General features: G+C 69.2%; 13 protein-coding genes. 6 read left to right on the top strand and 7 right to left on the bottom strand.

Annotated features, from left to right (window positions below):
• Window positions 1-9 precede the first annotated feature (9 nt).
• Together upp and WG921_RS08690 are read left to right on the top strand one after the other, a co-directional pair.
• The gene (gene upp, locus WG921_RS08695; protein WP_340108822.1) at window positions 10-642 is read left to right on the top strand and encodes a uracil phosphoribosyltransferase; all 633 of its coding nucleotides are present in this window, start codon (window positions 10-12) and stop codon (window positions 640-642) included.
• Between the two features lie 76 nt (window positions 643-718).
• Window positions 719-1,600: a DMT family transporter gene (locus WG921_RS08690; protein WP_340108821.1), complete on the top strand. Its 882-nt coding sequence runs from the start codon at window positions 719-721 to the stop codon at window positions 1,598-1,600.
• A 14-nt stretch (window positions 1,601-1,614) separates the two neighbouring features.
• Here the strand turns inward: WG921_RS08690 and guaD are convergent, their stop codons facing one another.
• Complete coding sequence (guaD, locus tag WG921_RS08685) at window positions 1,615-2,919, bottom strand: guanine deaminase (RefSeq protein ID WP_340108820.1); 1,305 nt, start codon at window positions 2,917-2,919, stop codon at window positions 1,615-1,617.
• A gap of 166 nt (window positions 2,920-3,085) precedes the next feature.
• On the opposite strand from guaD, the gene WG921_RS08680 reads away from it, so the two are divergent.
• The gene (locus WG921_RS08680) at window positions 3,086-4,318 is read left to right on the top strand and encodes a CaiB/BaiF CoA transferase family protein (protein WP_340108819.1); all 1,233 of its coding nucleotides are present in this window, start codon (window positions 3,086-3,088) and stop codon (window positions 4,316-4,318) included.
• Window positions 4,319-4,351: 33 nt separating this feature from the next.
• On the opposite strand, the gene WG921_RS08675 is transcribed toward WG921_RS08680, so the two are convergent.
• Together WG921_RS08675 and WG921_RS08670 are read right to left on the bottom strand one after the other, a co-directional pair.
• Window positions 4,352-4,810, bottom strand: coding sequence for a DUF302 domain-containing protein (locus WG921_RS08675; protein WP_340108818.1), 459 nt, complete (start codon window positions 4,808-4,810; stop codon window positions 4,352-4,354).
• Window positions 4,811-4,824: 14 nt separating this feature from the next.
• Window positions 4,825-6,054, bottom strand: a complete 1,230-nt coding sequence (locus tag WG921_RS08670) for a YeeE/YedE family protein (protein ID WP_340108817.1) — start codon at window positions 6,052-6,054, stop codon at window positions 4,825-4,827.
• A gap of 271 nt (window positions 6,055-6,325) precedes the next feature.
• Here WG921_RS08670 and WG921_RS08665 point away from each other — a divergent pair, with 271 nt between their 5' ends.
• From WG921_RS08665 to WG921_RS08655, 3 genes are read left to right on the top strand one after another with little or no spacing between them, the layout of a single operon-like run.
• The gene (locus tag WG921_RS08665) at window positions 6,326-7,909 is read left to right on the top strand and encodes an OpgC family protein (protein ID WP_340108816.1); all 1,584 of its coding nucleotides are present in this window, start codon (window positions 6,326-6,328) and stop codon (window positions 7,907-7,909) included.
• 10 nt (window positions 7,910-7,919) lie between these two features.
• Window positions 7,920-8,648 (top strand): RibD family protein, encoded by a 729-nt coding sequence (locus WG921_RS08660; RefSeq protein WP_340108815.1) that lies wholly within the window; start codon window positions 7,920-7,922, stop codon window positions 8,646-8,648.
• Window positions 8,645-9,208 carry a cytochrome b gene (locus tag WG921_RS08655; RefSeq protein ID WP_340108814.1) on the top strand — a complete coding sequence of 188 codons (564 nt, stop codon included), beginning with the start codon at window positions 8,645-8,647 and terminating at the stop codon, window positions 9,206-9,208. The genes WG921_RS08660 and WG921_RS08655 overlap by 4 nt, the downstream gene beginning before the upstream one ends.
• Window positions 9,209-9,234: 26 nt before the next feature.
• Here WG921_RS08655 and WG921_RS08650 read toward each other — a convergent pair whose 3' ends face one another.
• Genes WG921_RS08650 through WG921_RS08635 form a run of 4 tightly spaced genes read right to left on the bottom strand, consistent with a single transcriptional unit; the run spans window position 9,235 to window position 17,953 of the window.
• Complete coding sequence (locus WG921_RS08650) at window positions 9,235-13,113, bottom strand: hypothetical protein (RefSeq protein ID WP_340108813.1); 3,879 nt, start codon at window positions 13,111-13,113, stop codon at window positions 9,235-9,237.
• A gap of 7 nt (window positions 13,114-13,120) precedes the next feature.
• Entirely contained in the window at window positions 13,121-15,337 is a 2,217-nt protein-coding gene (locus WG921_RS08645; protein WP_340108812.1) for a hypothetical protein, read from the bottom strand.
• Window positions 15,338-15,362: 25 nt separating this feature from the next.
• Window positions 15,363-17,540, bottom strand: a complete 2,178-nt coding sequence (locus WG921_RS08640; protein WP_340108811.1) for a heme-binding protein — start codon at window positions 17,538-17,540, stop codon at window positions 15,363-15,365.
• Window positions 17,537-17,953 carry a hypothetical protein gene (locus WG921_RS08635; protein ID WP_340108810.1) on the bottom strand — a complete coding sequence of 139 codons (417 nt, stop codon included), beginning with the start codon at window positions 17,951-17,953 and terminating at the stop codon, window positions 17,537-17,539. Before WG921_RS08635 ends, WG921_RS08640 begins: the two co-directional genes overlap by 4 nt.
• Window positions 17,954-17,977 lie beyond the last annotated feature (24 nt).

The raw sequence follows: 17,977 nt of genomic DNA, 5'->3' as shown, positions 1-17,977 counted from the left end.
GAGGCCGGAATGGCTGACACATTGACGATCGTCCAGCATCCGCTGGTGCGGCACAAGCTCTCGCTGATGCGGGACGTGACCTGCTCGACCGCCAAGTTCCGGCGCCTGCTGCGGGAGATCGGCCAGTTTCTCGCCTATGAGGCGCTCCGCGATCTGCCGCTGACGACGCGCCGGATCGAGACGCCGCTGGAGGCGATGGACGCGCCGGTGCTGGCGGGAAAGAAGCTGGTCTTCGTCTCGATCCTGAGGGCCGGGAACGGGCTTCTGGACGGGCTTCTGGAGCTGGTGCCGGGCGCGCGGGTCGGGTTCATCGGGCTTTACCGCGACCCGGAGACATTGCGCCCGGTGGAGTATTACAAGAAGCTGCCGGCCAATCTCGACGAGCGGCCGGTGGTGCTGGTCGACCCGATGATGGCGACGGCGAATTCGGCCATCGCGGCGGTGGACAACGTGAAGGCGGCGGGCGCGAAGGATGTGCGGTTCATCTGCCTTTTGGCGGCGCCCGAGGGGGCGGCGAAGATGGCGGCGGCGCATCCGGATGTCCGGGTCTTCACCGCCGCGCTGGACAAGCGGCTGAACGAGAAGGGGTATATCGTTCCGGGCCTGGGCGACGCGGGCGACAGGATGTTCGGAACGAAGTAGACGGCGCCGCCCGACCGGCGCGGCGCGAATTTCAGTCGGAACGCCGTCACGCGGCGCCGGGAGACGATGGCGTATCATGGCGACGACGAGCGAGACCAGCCTGACGATCGGGGTTCTGAGCGCGCTCGGCGTCATCGTGATCTGGTCCGGGTTCATCGTCATCTCGCGCGCCGGCGTCACCTCCGGGCTGACGCCTTACGACGTGGCGGCGCTCCGGTTCATGATGGCGGGGGTCGTGGTCCTGCCGTTCATGTGGAAGTGGTGGCCGCGCCATCTGCCGCGCTACGCGCAGGCGATCATGGCGCTGTCGGGGCCGGGCGCGCTTTACTCCATCTTGCTCTATGCGGGGCTCTCCAACGCCTCGGCGGCGTTCGGGGGCGTGTTCTCCAACGGCTCGCTGCCGATCTTCACCATGCTGGCGATGTTTTTCGCCGCGGGCGAGCGGCCGGGGCGGCTTCGGCTGCTGGCGGTCGGCGTCATTGTCGCGGGCGGGGTGATGTTGAGCTATTCCGGGCTGACGCGCGGCGGCGACGACGTGATGCTCGGCATCCTGCTCTTTCTCGGCTCCGCCCTGATCCAGTCGGTCTATCTGGTCGGGGTGCGGCTCTGGCGGATCACGCCGCGCGAGGCGCTGGCGCTGGTGAGCGGGTCGAGCGCGCTGATCTTTCCGCCGCTCTGGTATGTCGCGCTTCCGTCCACGATGGACACGGCGGCGACGTCGACGATCGTCTTCCAGGCGCTCTTTCAGGGGCTGGGGCCGGGCTTCGCCGCGATCATGCTGTTCGCGCTGATGGCGCGCCATCTCGGCCCGACGCCGACGGCCGGGGTCGCGGCGGTGGTGCCGGCGACGGCGGCGATCCTCGCGGTGCCGGCGCTCGGCGAGATGCCGGCCCCGGTGGAATGGGTCGGGATCTGCGTCGTCACCGCGGGGCTTTTCATGATGCTGCGCGGCCGCTGAGGGCGGCGTTCCGCTCAGGCGTAGCGGTTCTTTTGCGGCGCGCCGGCGATCCATGTCTCGGCGATGGCGCGGTCGTCGCCGAGGATGATCAGCGCGAAGAGCTGGTCGAATATCGAGTCCGCCCGCGCGCTTCGCTGCGCCAGCACCGGCGTCGCGGCGGGGTCGAGCGCGATGATGTCGGCGGCGGCGCCGGCGCGGAGCCGGCCGAGGTCGGGGCGGCGCATCGCGCGGGCGGCGCCTTCGCTCGCCAGCCAGAAAAGCTGCGCCGGGTGGAGCCGGTCGCCCCGGATCTGCGCGATCTCGAACGCCGATTTCATCGTCGCCAGCATCGAGAAGGAGGAGCCGCCGCCGATATCGGTGGCGAGGCCGACCTCCACCCCCGCCGCCTTCAGCCCGAGCACGTCGCAGAGCCCCGAGCCGATGAAGGCGTTCGAGGTCGGGCAATGGGCGACGGCGGCGCCGGTCTCGCGGAGGGCGCCCAGCTCACGCTCGGCGAGATGGACCGCGTGCCCCATGATCGCGCCCGGGCCGCAGAGGCCGTGGCGCTGATAGACGGAGAGATAATCGGGGTCGCCGGGGAAAAGATCCCGGACCCAGGAGATCTCCTCCGGCTGCTCGCAGAGATGGGTCTGCAGCGCCGCCTCGGGATGCTCGGCCCAGAGCGCGCCGGCGGCGGCGAGCTGCGCGTCGGTCGAGGTTGGCGCGAAGCGCGGCGTGACCGCGTAGGCGAGGCGCCCGCGCCCGCTCCATTTCCCGATCAGCGCCTTGGATTGATCATAGCCGGTCCGGGCGCTGTCGCGGAGCCCGTCGGGCGCGTTCCGGTCCATCATCACCTTGCCGGCGGTGATGGCCATGCCGCGGGCGAGGGCGGCGGCGAAGAGCGCGTCCACGCTCGCGGGGTGGATGGTGCAATAGGCGGCGGCCGCGGTGATCCCGTTGTCGATGAGGAGATCCAGATAGCTCTCCGCAACGCCGGCGGCGTAGGCCGGATCGGCGAAGCGCGTCTCCTCGGGGAAGGTGTGCGTGTTCAGCCAGTCGATCAGCCGCTCGGCCCGGCTGGCGATGATCCGGGTCTGGGAATAGTGGTTGTGGCAATCGACGAAGCCGGCGGCGAGGATATGGTCGCCGCAATCGACGCGCCGGGCGCGGGGGTGATCGGCGAGAAGGCGGGAGGCGTCCGCCACCGCCTCGATCCGGCCTGACCGGATCAGAACGCCGCCGCGCCGGCGCCAGGAGAGCGCGGTCTCCGGCGGCTGGGCGAAGGGGTCGGCGTCGAACGCGACGGTCTGGCCGAGCAGGATGGTCTCTTCGTGCGGCATGGGGCATGACGTAGACGAAGCGGAGCCGCGCGCCAATGGGAGCGCCGCTTTTCGCGGCTCTGGCGGGATTGACGGAATATCCGTTTGAACGCGGCGGCGATCTCGGCGAGGAAGGGGCGGCGGCGGCCTGAGCCGGGCGGCGCGCGGGATGAAACGGAGGATGCTGATGACCGAAACCCAGACGAAATTTCGCGACGGGCCGTTGACCGGGTTGCGGGTGCTGGATCTCTCCCGAATTCTCGCGGGGCCGACGGCGGCGCAGCTTCTCGGCGACCTCGGCGCGGACGTGATCAAGATCGAGCGGCCGGGCGCGGGCGACGACACCCGCCGCTGGGGCCCGCCCTTCGTCAAGGACGCGGACGGGAACGACACCGCCGAGAGCGCCTATTATCTTTGCGCGAATCGCAACAAGCGCTCGGTCACGGTGGATATGGCGACCGAGGCGGGGCAGGCGCTGCTGCAGGATATCGCCGCGCAGTCGGATATCCTGATCGAGAATTTCAAGGTCGGCGACCTGAAGCGGCGCGGCCTCGATTACGAGACCCTGAGCCGGCGCCATCCGGGGCTGATCTATTGCTCGATCACCGGCTTCGGGCAGACCGGCCCCTACGCCAGCAGGGCGGGCTATGATTTCCTGATCCAGGGCATGGGCGGGATCATGTCGATCACCGGCGAGCCGGACGGGCCGCCGACCAAGGTCGGCGTCGGCATCACCGATGTGATGACCGGCATGTACGCGGTGGTCTCGATCCTCTCCGCGCTCAGGGTGCGGGACGCGACCGGCGCGGGCCAGCATATCGACCTCGCGCTGCTGGACACGCAGATCTCATGGCTGATCAATCAGGGCCTGGATTATCTGACCGCCGGGCTGACGCCGGTGCGGCGCGGCAACGCGCATCCGACCGTGGTGCCCTACGAGACGTTCCCGGCCTCCGACGGCTGGTTCATCATCGCCATCGGCAATGACGGCCAGTTCCGGCGCTTCATGGAGGAGGCGGGCAGGGCGGATCTGGCCGCCGACCCGCGGTTCGCGACCAACCCGGCGCGGGTCGCCAATCACGATGAGTTGATCCGGCTGATGCATGAGATCACCCGCACGCGGACCGAGGCGGAGTGGATGGAGGCGCTTTCGGCCGTCGGCGTGCCGACCGGGCCGGTGAACGATATCCCGGCCGCGATCAACGATCCGCAGGCGCTCTCGCGCGGGTCGCGGGTGAAACAGCCGCACGCCAAGGCCGGAAAGGGCTATGTCGAGACGCTCGGCAATCCGGTGAAGCTCTCCGCGACGCCGGTCACCTATCGGCGGCCGCCGCCGATGGTCGGCGAGCACACCGAGGAGGTGTTGGCGGAGCTCGGCTTCGACGCCGCCGAGATCCGCGGGAAAGGGGCGCTCGGCTGACGCCTCGCGCATAGGCGGCGGGCGTGTCGCCGCCTATTTCACGGCGTCTTGGGCGATCTTCGCGAACACCGCGTCCAGCTCCTTCGCGATCTCCATCACCTCGGGGCTGTCGTCGGCGTAGGGGGAGAAGACGAGGCTCGGCGTCTTGTAGCTGAGCGTCGCGGTCCCGTCCTCCTGCTCGGTGACGTAGAACCTGACCGGAGCCTCGATCATCGCGGCTTCGGACGCCTCCAGCATCCGCACCGCGAACACGTTGTTGTAGACGCCGATCACGCGGTTGCCGGGGATGGCGACGCCGCGACTGGCGGCGGCCTCGGTCGGGCCGGCTTCGGTGACGACGCCCATCTTGTTGGCCTTCGTCGCGGTTTTCACCCTGTCGATCAGATCCTGATAGGCGTGATCGGTCTCGATCACCGCCCAGCCGTCGCGCTCGGCGGGGCTGGCGGCGGCGGAGAAGGCGACGAGAGAGAGGACGAGGACGAGATATCGCATGTGAGTGCTCCTTTTTACGCGATTTTCGGTCGGGCTTCGGGGGAGAGCGGAGGGTCCATGGAGAGGAACGCCCGCAGGCCGGTTCCGATCCAGGAGCCGGCGAACCCCCAGATCAGCCACCACCAGCCGTGAAGCGAGCCGGAGACCAGCCCGCCGAGATAGGCGCCGATATTACACCCATAGGCGAGCCTGGCGCCATAGCCCATCAGCAGCCCGCCGATGAGCGCGGTGGCGACGTCGCGCGCCGAAAGCCGGAAGACCGGCGCCCAGCGCCCGGCCAGCGCCGCGGCGGCCATCGCGCCGGCGATGATTCCGAAATTCATCACCGAGACGCCATTCGCGAAGACCGACGCCTGAAGCTGCGCCGCGCGCCAGCCGGCCCAGTAGCTCCAGCCGTCGACCGAGCCGCCGAGGGCGAGCCAGATCTTCGCGCCCCAGAGCGCGAATCCGGAGGTGACGCCCCATGGCTGCCCGAGAAAGACGAGCGAGCCGACGCCGACCAGCGCCAGCGCCGCCGCGCCGAGCGGGAGCGACCACGGGCCGGTCAGGACGCTCCGCGTCCGCCGGCCGCGCTCCAGCGCGCCATGCGCGCGCCGCTCCAGCGCCGCGGAGAGGAGCGCGATGGCCGAGAGCGCCGCGGCCATGACCGCCATCGCCCAGGGCGCGCCGAGCTCGCGGATCAGCGAGACGCCGCGATTGTCGTTCAGCCGGGCGGTGACGATGGATTTGAGCGCGGCGTAGGCCGCCGGCGCGCCGGGCTCCGCCGGCTCGGTCCAGAACGACCAGTGCGCGGTCGCGATGACGGAGCCGGCGATGAAGAAGGCCAGCGTGACCGCCATCCGCACCGATCCGCCGCCGGTGGTGAAGAGCGTGCCGGAGGCGCAGCCGCCGCCGAGCTGCATTCCGGCGCCGAAGATGAACGCGCCGAAGGCCGAGGAGACGCCCATCGGCAGGATGAAGCCCCGCGCCTCGAGCCCGATCGCCCCGCCCCAGGCGATCAGCGGATAGGAGACGAGGCAGGTGAGCCCGATCAGCAGCATCTGCGCCCGGAGCCCGGCGCCGCGGCGCTCGCGCGTCATGCGCCGCCAGGCGGCGGTGAAGCCGAAGCTGGCGTGATAGAGCGCGAAGCCCGCGCCGCCGCCGATCAGCGCCGCCGCGGCCAGCGCGCCGCCCCGCGCCTGAAGCGCGAGAAGCGCGATGGCGGCCAGCGCGACAAGCGCGACGATGAGCGGCGAGCGGTTCATGGCTCCGTCTCCGTTCGGCGGGGCGGGCGCGCCCCGGCCCCGGCGCCGCGATTCGGGGCCGGGTCGGGCGCGCCCGGTTCGCCCCGGCGGTGGTCCCATCATCCTCGATTCTGAGGGTGGGAGGAAAGGCGCCTCGTGCGCCGAAAGCCGTCTGACGCGTTGACATCGGGTCACATCCCGGTGAGACGCCGCGCGAAGGCCGCGCGCGCGCCCCATTTGCGGGCTAGAGGTTAACGTCATTGGATACGGAACCGAGCGGAGACAGACGCGCATGACGGGATCGCCTGCGCCAGCCGCCACGATCAAACGGCCGCGGGATCTGCGGCTGGATTTTTTTCGCGGCCTGGCGATGTTCATCATCCTGGTGGCGCATACGCCAGGCAACTCCTGGACGCTGTGGATTCCGGCGCGGTTCGGCTATTCGGACGCGGCGGAGATCTTCGTCTTCTGCTCGGGCATGGCCTCGGCGATGGCGTTCGGCTCCACCTATGTCGCGCGGGGCTGGCTGATCGGGGCGGCGCGCGTCGCGTTCCGGGTCTGGCAGGTCTATTGGGCGCATATCGGCGTCATTCTCGTGACGACGCTGCTGATGATCCTGCTGGACAGGAGCGGCATGGGCCCGGAGGGGCGCGCCTACACCAACTGGTGGCCGGTCTCGGGGTTCTTCCGGGATGCGGAGGCCGCGTTGCTCGGGTACTTCACGCTGACCTACGTGCCGGGCCTGTTCGACATCCTGCCGATGTATCTGGCGATCCTCGCGATGATTCCGGTCATCATGCTGGCGCATCATCTTGGCGGGCGGATGGCGGTGTTCGGCGTCGTCGCGGCGGTCTGGTTCGCGGCGCAGCTCGCGATCTGGCGCTACAGCCTCGGCGGGGAGGAGACGCATGCGCTCGGCGAGATGCTGGCGACCCTTGGCGGGGCGTTCTCGTTCATGTCCCTGCCCTCCAACCCGTGGGGAAAGGGAACCTGGTTCTTCAACCCGTTCGGCTGGCAGATCGTGTTCTTCACCGGCTTCGCCCTCGGCATGAAATGGCTGACGCCGCCGCCGGTGACGCGCGGCCTCGTGCTGGCCGCGGCGGGCTATCTGATCGTCTCGATCCCCTTCGCCTGGCACAAGATTCATGGCGTCGGATACCTGCCTGAGGACTGGGTGATTCGGGTCTGGATCGCGGACGCCCGGAATTTTCTCGGCCCGCTGATCGGGAAGGCCGGGGTCGGGCCGCTCCGCTATCTCCATTTCCTCGCGATCGCCTATCTCGCATGGGCGGCGGTCGGGCCGGACGGGGCGCGGCTCCGGAGCGGCTGGCGGCCGCCGCGGGCGATCCTCGACAAGGCCTGGCTCGCGGCTCTGGTCGGGCTGGCGCTGCTGACCGCGCCTTACGCCTATGTCGATGAGATCCGGGCGCTGTCTCCGGCGCTCGACAGCTGGCTGCTGGCGGTGATGGGGCGCTTCGGGCTGATCGCCGATCCGGGGCGGATCGGAGTGGCGCAGCTTGCGCATCTCGGCGCGCTGATAGTGCTGATCTGGTCGGCGATCGGGCCGGAGCGGCGGGCATGGGTCACGGGCGAGGGCTTTCTCGCCATCGTCCCGGTGATCCGCAAGGTCGGCACGCAATCGCTGGCGGTGTTCATGGTCTCGATCGTGCTCGGCCGGTTCAACGGCTGGTGGCTCGACGTGATCGGGCGCGACGTCTGGACCTATGCGCTGGTGAACCTGACCGGGTTCGCCGCGCTGGTCGCCACGGCCTATGTGGTCGGCTGGTTCAAGGCGGAGCCATGGCGGCGTGTGAAGGAACGGCATCGGGACGAGGCGCCGGCGCGGGTCGCGGCGAGCCGGACCCCGGCGGAATGAGGGCGGAGCGATGAATCTTCATGTCACGGATGCGGGGGCGGCGCTTTTCTCCCTTGCGGGGAGCGGGCCCCTGGTGGTCGCGCAGCTTGGCCAGTCGCTCGACGGGCGGGTCGCGACGACGACGGGAGCGTCGAAATACATCTCCGGCGCGGCGGCGTTGACGCATCTCCATCGGCTTCGCGCCGGGGTGGACGCGGTGGTGATCGGCGTCGGCACGCTGATCGCGGACGATCCGGCGCTGACGGTGCGGCATGTGCCGGGGCGCAGCCCGGTGCGGGTGGTGATCGACCCTGACGGCCGCGCGCCGGCCGACGCGCGGGTGATGCGCGACGGGGCGGCGGAGGTGATCTGCATCACGCGGCGCGGGGCGCCGGCGCCGGCGGGCGCGCGCCGGATCGCGCTGGAGCCGGGGCCGGACGGCCGCTTCGCGCCGGCGGCGATCGTCGCGGCGCTGAGGGCGGAGGGGCTGGCGCGGATTCTGGTCGAGGGCGGGCCCGACACGCTGGGCGATTTTCTCGACGCGGGCGCCGTCGATCTTCTGCATGTGCTGGTCGCGCCGATCATCCTCGGCTCCGGCAAGACCGGGCTCTCGCTGGCGCCGATCGACCAGTTGGACGAGGCGCTTCGGCCGCGAACGACGGTGCGCGTGCTCGAAGACGGCGATGTGCTTTTCATCTGCGATTTGCGGCGGGCGATCGCGGCCGCGCCGCTGCGCTCGGCGGCGGAGGCCGCGATATGAGCGGGATGCGCGCGGGCGCCGCGCCGCGCTACGCGTTGATCCAGAGGGCGCTGCACTGGCTGATCGCGCTCATGGCGGTCGGGGTTCTGGGGTTGGGGCTGACGCTGGACGCCTACGGTTTCGACGGGTTGAACGCGGCCTTCGGGATCGAGATCACCAATATGGTGTTCAAGTATCACAAGACGCTCGGAGTTCTGATCCTCGCGGCGATGGCGGCGCGGATCGCGGCGCGGCTGGCGTTCGGCGCGCCGCCCTACGCCGCGCCGCTGACCCGTTTCGAGCGGGCGGCGAGCCGGCTCACGCATGGCCTGCTCTATCTCGGGCTGGTGGCGATGCCGGTTCTCGGCTGGAGCGCGACGGCGGCGAGCGGGTTTCCGGTCGAGTTCTTCAACTGGCGGCTGCCGGGGCTGATCGGCGTGGACAAGCCGCTGGGCGCCGCGCTTTACACGATCCACGGCGCGGTCGCGTGGGGGCTGATCGCGCTGATCCTGCTGCATGTCGCGGCGGCGACGATGCATGGCGTGGTGAAGCGCGACGGCGTGCTCTCGCGGATGCTCTGAGCCCGCCCGCCAATCCCTGACCTTGTCTAATCCCTGACCTTATAGAGCGCGCCATCCTTCTGATAGAAGGCGCGCTGCTCGGCTTCGTTGAACGGGCGTGAGCCGATGCGGCCGAACACCGCGATCTGGTTGCCGTTCTCATCCACCGCGCGGTCGCGCTTCAGGCCGCCGGAGAGGGCGACGGCGGCGCCGTCCGTCTTCCACCAGGCGATCAGCTCGGGTTTCGGGGCCGGGCTGAAGCCATAGAAATTCGGCTGGCTGGCGGGGGAGGTGAGCTGCAGCACCTTCAGCCCGTTCACGCCGTCGGCGACATAGCCGATCAGGGAGGCGTTGGTCGTGCCGATGACGATATCGGTGGCGTCGTTCATGGCGCCGCCGAAATTCTCGGTCATGTAGGTCTTCGGCTTTTCCGGGTTCTTCACGTCCACGATCACCAGCCCCTCGGCGCCCGCCGCGATATAGGCGTAGGTGCGCGCGACGTGCAGATTCCGCGCGTCCCGGATCGGGACGAAGGCGCCCTCGACGATGAACGGCGTCTCCTGGTCGGTGACGTCGACGACGTGGAGCCCGCGCTCGTCGGTGACGAAGAGATAGCGGAACTGATGATCGACATAGCGCGCGCCCTGCATCGGGATCTCGGCGACGAGGCGCGGGCTGGTCGGCGTGTCGATGTTGACCACGACAACGGCGCGCGGCGTGGTGATGTAGACATATTCGCCGCGGACCAGAAGATAGCTCGCGCCGTTCAGCACCCCGTTCGGGTTCCAGGTCACGGCGCGCTCGATGTCGTTGTTGCGGGGCTCGCCGTCCTGGAAGGTCTGGTTGTCGAAGAGGATCAGGCCCTCTTCGGCGTCGGTCACATAGGCGTATTTGTAGAGCGGGTGGAACGGCTGTTCGAGATTGGTCTCGAACATCAGCTCATGGCCGTATTTCTCCTGTTTGAAGGGCGCGATCGGCTGCTCCGTCGGCAGCGCGACGCAGGTCGCGCGCCTGGTGGAGATGTGCGCGTCCTGCCCGAGCGGGCTGAACGGTGCGGAGAGGATCCGGTCCGAGACGCCCTTGTTGCCGATCGAGGCGACGTCATAGACCTGCACGCCGTCGCCCTGCGAGGCGTAGAGATATTCGCCGCGCAGCTGCAGGCAGCCGACGGTTCCGGGCGCGGATTGCGACGAGACCATGTTGCGCTCGTCCCAGGCCAGCTCTTTCCCTCGGTTCTGCAGCATCCGCCAGTCGTCCGGATAGGCGTATTTGTGGAGATAGGAGCCGAACACCGCCTGCGGCTCCTCCCATTCGGTGACGCGCACCGCCTGAAGGCCGCCGACCTCGCCGATATAGGCGTGATGGCCGATGAAATCGATGAAATTGGTGCCGTGGAGCAGAAGCTGCGCCATGATCGCGTTGTTGTCGTTCTCCTCCGAGAGGTGGCAGTCGGTGCAGGTCTTGGTCTCCTCCTTTCGCGCGGTGTGCGGGAAATGCGGCGCGAAGGCCTGGCTGGAATAGCCGGAGGCGGCGACCGGGGGCTGCTGGATGTAGATCCGCTCGCGGTTGATGTTGGTGGAGGAGAGGACGAGCGCCGAGGACGAGCGGATCGGCGCGATGATCCCGCCCTTCACCGGCCCATGCTTGCCGAGTTGATAGATCTGGTCGCGCGCGACCTGCGGGTTGTAGGAGGCCCAGTTCCGGGTCTCCAGGCCGTCTTCGTAATGGTGATGCTCTGTCTTCCAGTTCGCCTCGATCGGCAGATGGCATCCGCCGCAGGACGTGGTCCAGGAGGTGTGGCAGGAGAAACAGGCCATCTCCTCGTCGTCATGGGCGAGGTTGGAGTCGGGGACGCCGCCGCCCCAGTCCATCGTCGTGTCGTTCGGGCCGTTGAGCTTCGCCATCAATTTGGCGCGCGCGGCCTTCGGGTTGTAGTGCGGGTCGCCCTTGGTCACGCTCTTCTTGACCAGGCTCACCTCCCATTCGAGCCCCGGATTGACGATCGAGCGCTGGATCAGCCGCCCGCCGACCCATTCGAAGCGGCGCTGGCCGTCGGGGTTGCGCAGAAGCGTCAGGTCCTCGCCGCCGGGCCGGGCCGCGGGGCCGCTGGTCCGCAGCGTCGGCAGCGCCTTCGAGGTGCCGTGGCAGTCCTTGCAGCGGATCTGCACCGCCTGCGCGACCTCGCCATGCATGTAGCCGTTGCCGTGGCCGTCCTGGCTGAAATGGCAATCGACGCAGTGCATGCCCTTCTCGGCGTGGATCGAGTTCATGTGGACGGCTTTTTCGAATTTCTTCGGGTCGTCGTTCGAGACGACGCCGCCGGCCTTGTCGAGAAGGTCGCCCTCGCGGTTGCGCTTGTAGATCGCACGGAAGTTCCAGCCGTGGCCGTGATAATCGGCGAACTGGGTGTCCTGCGCCTTCGGGTTCACGTCGGTCCAGACCTCTTCGAGGAACGGAAGATCGCCCCATTTCCCGACCGCGGCGGCGGCTTCAGGGTTGCGGTCCAGAATCTCGCGCATTCTCTGCCAGGGGCCGTAGGTCTCCGTCGCCGCATGGGAATCTTCGCCGGCGTAGCTGCGGGCGGCGTTCCGCTCCTCCTCGCGAAGCGGCTTGCCGAGGTCGCGGTCGCGGCGGCTCACCTGGTCTTTCGGCCACATCAGCGGCGCGTCGGATTCGTAATCCCACATCGTGTAGCCGAGATAGGTGTTCACGAACATGTTCGGCTGATGCATGTGGCAGGACATGCACTGCGCGGTCGGGATCGCGGAGGAGAAGGCGTGGCGGAGCGGGTGGCCCTTCTCGCCCTTCATCTCGGGGAAATGCTCGCCGTTGATCGCCGGGTCGATGGTGACGGTCTGGCCCTTGTTGCCGTATTTCGCATATTGGCCGGAACTCTCCCATTCCCGGTCGTTGGCGTAGACGACATGGCAGGCGGCGCAGCCGGAGGAGCGGTAGTCGCCCGGCTGCTCATTGGTGCCGAAGAACCAGGTGTGGGGGTCGTTGAGGCGGGTCTTGTGGATGTTCAGGATCGGGATCGCGACGCGGACGCCGGTGCCGGTGCCGCGGTTCGATTGGCGGATGTCGGGGCGGCCCGGCTCCTCGAGCCGCTGAAGCTGGCCGAGGGCGTTGGGGAGGCCGATCTCGGGGAATTGGGTGCCGATGTTGCGCCCGCCCCGCTCGAACACGCGGAAGACGTCGCCGACCGGCATCACCTCCCAGGCCGGCATCGGGTAGAGTTTGGCGATCGCGCCGCGGTCGATCATCTTCTGATTGAGGCGCACCGGGCTGTCGAGCACGGCCGGCTCGCCGTCGCGGGTGTAGGCCTCGCCGAGGACATAGCGCTTGAAGGGCAGGATGCCGTTGTTGTAGGCGGCGCCGCCCCAGAACATCGTCGCGGTCGCCATCAGCGAGCGCTCCGCGGCCTGGATCTCCTTCATGTGGCATGCGCCGCAGGATTCCCGCACCACACGGTAATCGGAGGGGTTCACGAAGCGGAGGAACTCGGGGCTCTCGCGGTTGATCAGCGTGTAGCTGCTGCGCGGGTTCGCCGAGCTCGGCCAATTCCAGGTTTTCGGATAGAGCGGCAGCACATGCGCCTTGCTCAGCGCCGCGACATAGCCATCCGAGCCGGGCGCCTCGGACGCGTCGCGGAAGACGCCGGCGTCGCCGCCATGGCAATCGGTGCAGCCGAGGGCGACGCCGCCGGAGATATGCATGGTCGGGCTGTCGGTCTGCTCATGGCAGGTCATGCAGCCGGCGGATTTCAGCGCGACGTCGGCCGGGGTCTGCCCGGCGGGGGCGGGCGGGTATTCGGGGTAGACCCGCTCCACCGGAACCTCGCCGCCTCCCGCCGCCCGAACGTCGGCCGCGCCGAACATGGCGGCGCCCGCGAGGGCGATGAAAACAAGGTGCGAGAACCGGATCATGGTCGCCTCAATAGGTCAGGACGAGGTTGGCGAGGACGGAATAGTACATATCGCGCTCCCCCTCCGCCGCGTAGAGATCGTTGAATCCCCGCCCCGGAAAGAGGGCGGCGCCGGACAGGCGGAAGACGACGTTCTGCGTCTGGAACGGGCGCCAGATCGCGGCGGCCGAGAGATCGAGGCCGATGTCGTTGCGGATGTTGCCCTGGTTGCGCAGCACCTCGAGCGAAGACGTGTCGTCGAACCACATGTAGTTGGCGTTGGTGGAGAGGCGGAGTTGCGGCGAGATGTCGAAATCCGCGCCGGCGCCGACAAGGATGATGCCCGGGTTCACGAACTGGGACTGGCCGTGCTCCTTCGACGGCCGGAGCGAGGGGAGCACCGCGTTCCGCGAGGAGAGGCCGACGCCGCCGCCGCCGATCAGCGGGATCTGCTGACGGATCCAGTAGTTGGTGTCGCCGCCGGCGAATTGCGGGTTCTCGAAGATCGCGTCGAACCCGCCCTGGCTGTTGTCGAACGGGTCGCTGTCGCCGGAGGCGTAGAGCCCCGAAAGCCGCCAGCGGGTCCAGTCGAAATCCATCGAGACCTCGGCCGCCGCGAAGAAGGCGGAGATATTGGCGCTCTCGTCGGTGAAGACGTTGTCGTCGCGCCCGAAGGCGTAATAGCCGGAGCCGGTGAGATTGACCCGGCCGATCCGCCCGTCGACATTGTAGCCGAGATAGACCACGTCGTAATTCCGGCCGCGCTGGGTGCCGAAGGAGGCGGGCCGGGCGAGAAAGCCGTTATCGTCGAAGAAGCGGTCGCCGCCTTCGCGGTTCCGGTTGTAGATCGCGGTCGCCTGGCTGGTGAGGCCGAGGACGGGGAAGTCCTGCCGGTAGACGTTGGCGACGAAGACGTCATCCTCGCGCGGGGTCTGGAACGGGTCGTTCAGGCCGGAGTTTGTGTCCTTCTCCAGCCGGCGAAACCAGGCGAGATTGTATTGCCAGAGGTTGTTGTCCCAATTGCCGAACAGGCGGACGCCGAGCTGGCTGTCCTGAAACAGGAAGCCCCGGAAATCCGAGCTGAACGGTTGAACGCCGGCGCGCACGGAAAAGAAATCGTAACGGTCCGAGATGTTCCGGACGTGGTAGTCGACGAACAGCTCCGCGAGCCCGTAATGATGATCGAAGCGCGACGTGCCGGCGCCCGGGTCCGCGCGGAGCACGCGCTTCTCCTCCACATCGGCGAAATTTCCGTTTAGAACACCGGTATAGCGGAATTCGATGTCCTGCGGCCTGAAGGCGGTGTCGCCGTTTATGAGGCTGAAGCCGTGGATGAAGTTCTGGTTGAACAGGATCTGGTCGGGCTTTCCGAAGAGATCGTCGGTGCCGGAGCGCTGCGTGGTCTGCACGCCGGTCGGGGTCGGGAAGCTCCGCGGCTCGATCACGGTGTCGGAGATGCCGAGCAGCACCAGGAAACAGTCGGTCTCGCTCTCGCCGAGCACCGGCTCGAGGAAGGGGAAGCAGCTCCCTTCCCAGACCGGCTTGTCGCCCTTCAGCGTGTTCTGCTCATAGGGGTTGAGCGGATTCTCCTTGATGATGCCGAGCGTGTCCACCAGCCGCCAGCGGTCCGGGACCGGGAGAAAGTCGTCCGGCCCGGCCGCGCGCGGCGGCGGCAGCGGCACGGCGAGCGGGTCGATGTAAGGCTCCGGCTCCGGCGGGATGATGGCGACGCCCGGCGGCGCCAGCCGGCCATCGGCGCCGCGGACCGGGCGGGCGGGCGAATCCTCGGTCTCTCCGGTGAGAAGGACGCGGTCGTTCAGGATGAACCCGCCGGGGCGGATCTGCGGGCCGGGCTCGCCGGCGCCGGGGGCGGGCGCGGTCGTGGTCTCGATCCGGGGCTCGTCGGGGGCGCGCCGCCAATCGCTTTCGCCGACCGGGGGTTCGCTCTCCGGGGCGGTTTCGGGCGCGGGGCGGCCGGTCAGCCCGCCGGGGCGCGAGCGGCCCGCCGCGTCGATCTCGTCCTCGAGCGGCGTGACCTGCTCGGGGACCGCGTCCGGCGTCGACTCGCGGATGTCGGGGCCCCTGTTGCGGCGGAGAACCTGGCTGAAGCCGAAGATCTCGCGCTCGGCGAGCGGAGCGGCGGCGTCCGCGTCCCGCGCCGCGCCGGGACCGGCGGCGCCGACGATCAGCGCCGCGGCCGCGGCGGCGGCGAGAAGGCTGGATCGGACGGCGGGGCGGTACGACATCTCTTCGCTCCTTCGAATGTCGTTCTCAGAGCACACGGCAGGGATTCTGGACATTGCTGTTGATGAACGGGCCGGGCGGGCAGGAGACGTAGCGGAGCCGGTTGCCGTTTCCTTCCCGGGGGATCAGCGTGTCCGAGCGGACCGCCTCCGGCGCATGGCCGAGCCCGCCGCCAAGCGCGAGGCCGGCGCGGCGAAGGCTGAGCGCGGAGACCATGTCGTCCTGCTCGATGCCGTCGCCGGAGACGCCGATCCCGCCGATCAGAACGCCGCCCCGATAGATCGGGACCGAGCCGGCGAAGATCTGCGCGCCGTTCGCAAGGGGCGGGCGCGGAAAGACCAGCCCGTCGCGCGGCGCGAGACCGGAGCAGCCGACCGCCGTGTCCTGGCCGAGGCCGAGAATGTAGAACACGTGCTCAAGGATGTTTCCGCCGATCAGGTCGAACTGGATCCCGGTCGAGAAGGGGGACCAGTTCTCGGTCGGGTCGGCGGAGTTGAACGGGCGCGAGAGCGGCCCGTGCGGCGAGAGGGTCCCGTTCTGCTGGCGCTGCACGCCGTCGGGGTAGAACGGGCGCGCGAGATTGCCGTTGCCGCGGTCGGAGAAGGCGTTCTTGCCGGTCAGCGCGTCGGGGGCGACGAAGCGGCGCATGGCGCGGACATAGTCGGAAAGCGGCGGGATCGTGACCGCCTGCGGCGCGCCGCCGTTCAGCGGGTCCGGCACCTGCACGACCGCGCCGCCGACCGCGTTCAGCTCCGCCCCCGCGGTGCGGGACGAGAAGAACATCGCGGTGCGCGCCTTCTGGAGCGAGACGTCGGTGCCGAAGATCGGGCCGTCCGGCGTCCGCGCGACGGCGAGGATCTCTCCATTGGTGTCGACGATCGAGACGGAGACCTGAATGCGGCTGTTCAGGGGCTTCCTGATCTGGGCGCGCCCGGCGAGCGCGGCGCCGAGCGCCTCGTCGACCAGCCGGATCACCTCGGCGCGTTTCAGCGCCTTGGCCGGGTCGCCCCCCGGCGCGTCGGATCCGGCCTTCGGCGGAAAGCGCGGCGCGCCGGCGGCGTTCACCAGAACGAAGGCGTTGGGGTTCTGATACGGCCCGCCGCCCGGCAGGTCGGACGCGGGCATGACGCCGGACGCCGGCGTCCCGTACTGGGTTCCGGGCAGAACGTCGGCGGCGCCGCCGGTCGGCGTGCGGTAATAGCCGGTCACCGGGACCAGCGCGCCGGCCGAGCCGAGGATCGCGCCGAAGCTGGGCGCGGCGGCGGGGTTGGCCCGAAGCCGGTCGGTGTCGTCGGTGGTGTCGGTGTAGCGAAGGGTGTTGCCCTCCAGCGTGATGTTGAACGCCTTGATCCGCTCCGGCGGCTCGAAGCCGGACGTCGCGGCGAGGGCGATCAGCTCATCGCGCATGTCGTCGTCGGAATCGATGTCGGTGACGGACAGGTCCAGCCCGTAGACGCCGTCCGCGATCACGCCGACGCCGCCGACGAGGACGCCGTTCTTGTAAAGCGGCATCCCGCCCGGGTCGGCGGCGAGGCCGAGCGGGGAGCGGCGCGGCCCGACGGTGGAGCCGACGATGGCGCCGGCGCCGTTGTCGCTGGCGAAGCGGGTCGAGAGGTCGGAGCAGGGCAACTGGCTGAACTGCACGCCGAAAAGCGGGCCGCCGGGCTGGAACGTCTCTCCGGGGTTGAAGTTCTCCTGCACGATCTGGCTGGCGGTGCGGGTCGTGAAGGCGTTGCCGCTGGACGAGAGATAGGCCCCGGTCACCGCCTTGGCGATGGCGCCGACGGCGGCGGCGCCGGGGATGTTCAGCCCGTCGAGGCCGGAGCCCTTCGCGCCGGTGAGGCGCGTGCCGGACAGCGGCCCCTGAGAGATCGTGCGCGGGACCTCCGCGATGGCCGAGAGCGTGGTCGGCGCGCCGTTCATCGCGAAGACGGCGAGCACGTTGCCGACCCGGTCCACCACCGCGATCGTCGCGGGCGCGCCCTGGGCGTCCGCTTCGTTCACCGCCTGGGCGATGACCCGCTGCACGTCGGCGCTGGTCAGGTTCATGAGCGGGGGAAAGTCGATCCGCCCGGTGAATTTGGTGCCGGGCGCCGGGGTCGCGCCATCGTCGCTGCCGGTCTCCGAGCCGCCGCAACCGACGAGAAGCCCCGCGGTCAGCGCGGCGGCGAATGCGTAACGGAAGACTCTGGAGAGGGATTTCATTCGCTGCGCTCCGCTGCGTCGAACCAGCCGTATTTCAGCCCTTCAGGGGTCCGGTAGGCGAGGGTGATGGTCATCGCGCCGACGCCGTCGGGGGGCGAGGTGAAGATCTTGAACACGAGATCGCCGCCTTCGCGGCGGGCGGCGCTGGGGAAAAGCGCGGCCGGGTCGCCGTTCCACTCGGCCCAGAACCCGTCCCGATCGCGCATCCATGTCTGATTGGAGGAGGCCGGGCGCAGGATGGCGTGAACCGAGAGCACCTCGTCGCCGGCGGCGTCGATCCGCGCCTCGAGCGCGCCGCCGGGGGCGAAGCTGACGGCGGGCAGGCGGACGCCGGATTCGCTCAGCCGCTCCGCCGCATGCGCCGGCAGGGCGGCGGCCATCAGCACGATCGCGAGGCCTGATCGAAGCAGCATTGGGTTCTCCCTCTTCGCGCGCGT

The organism is Paludibacillus litoralis, from assembly GCF_037646705.1.
Classification (GTDB): Bacteria; Pseudomonadota; Alphaproteobacteria; order Rhodobacterales; family Rhodobacteraceae; genus Pikeienuella; species Pikeienuella litoralis.
This window is presented reverse-complemented; position numbering and strand designations above follow the sequence as displayed.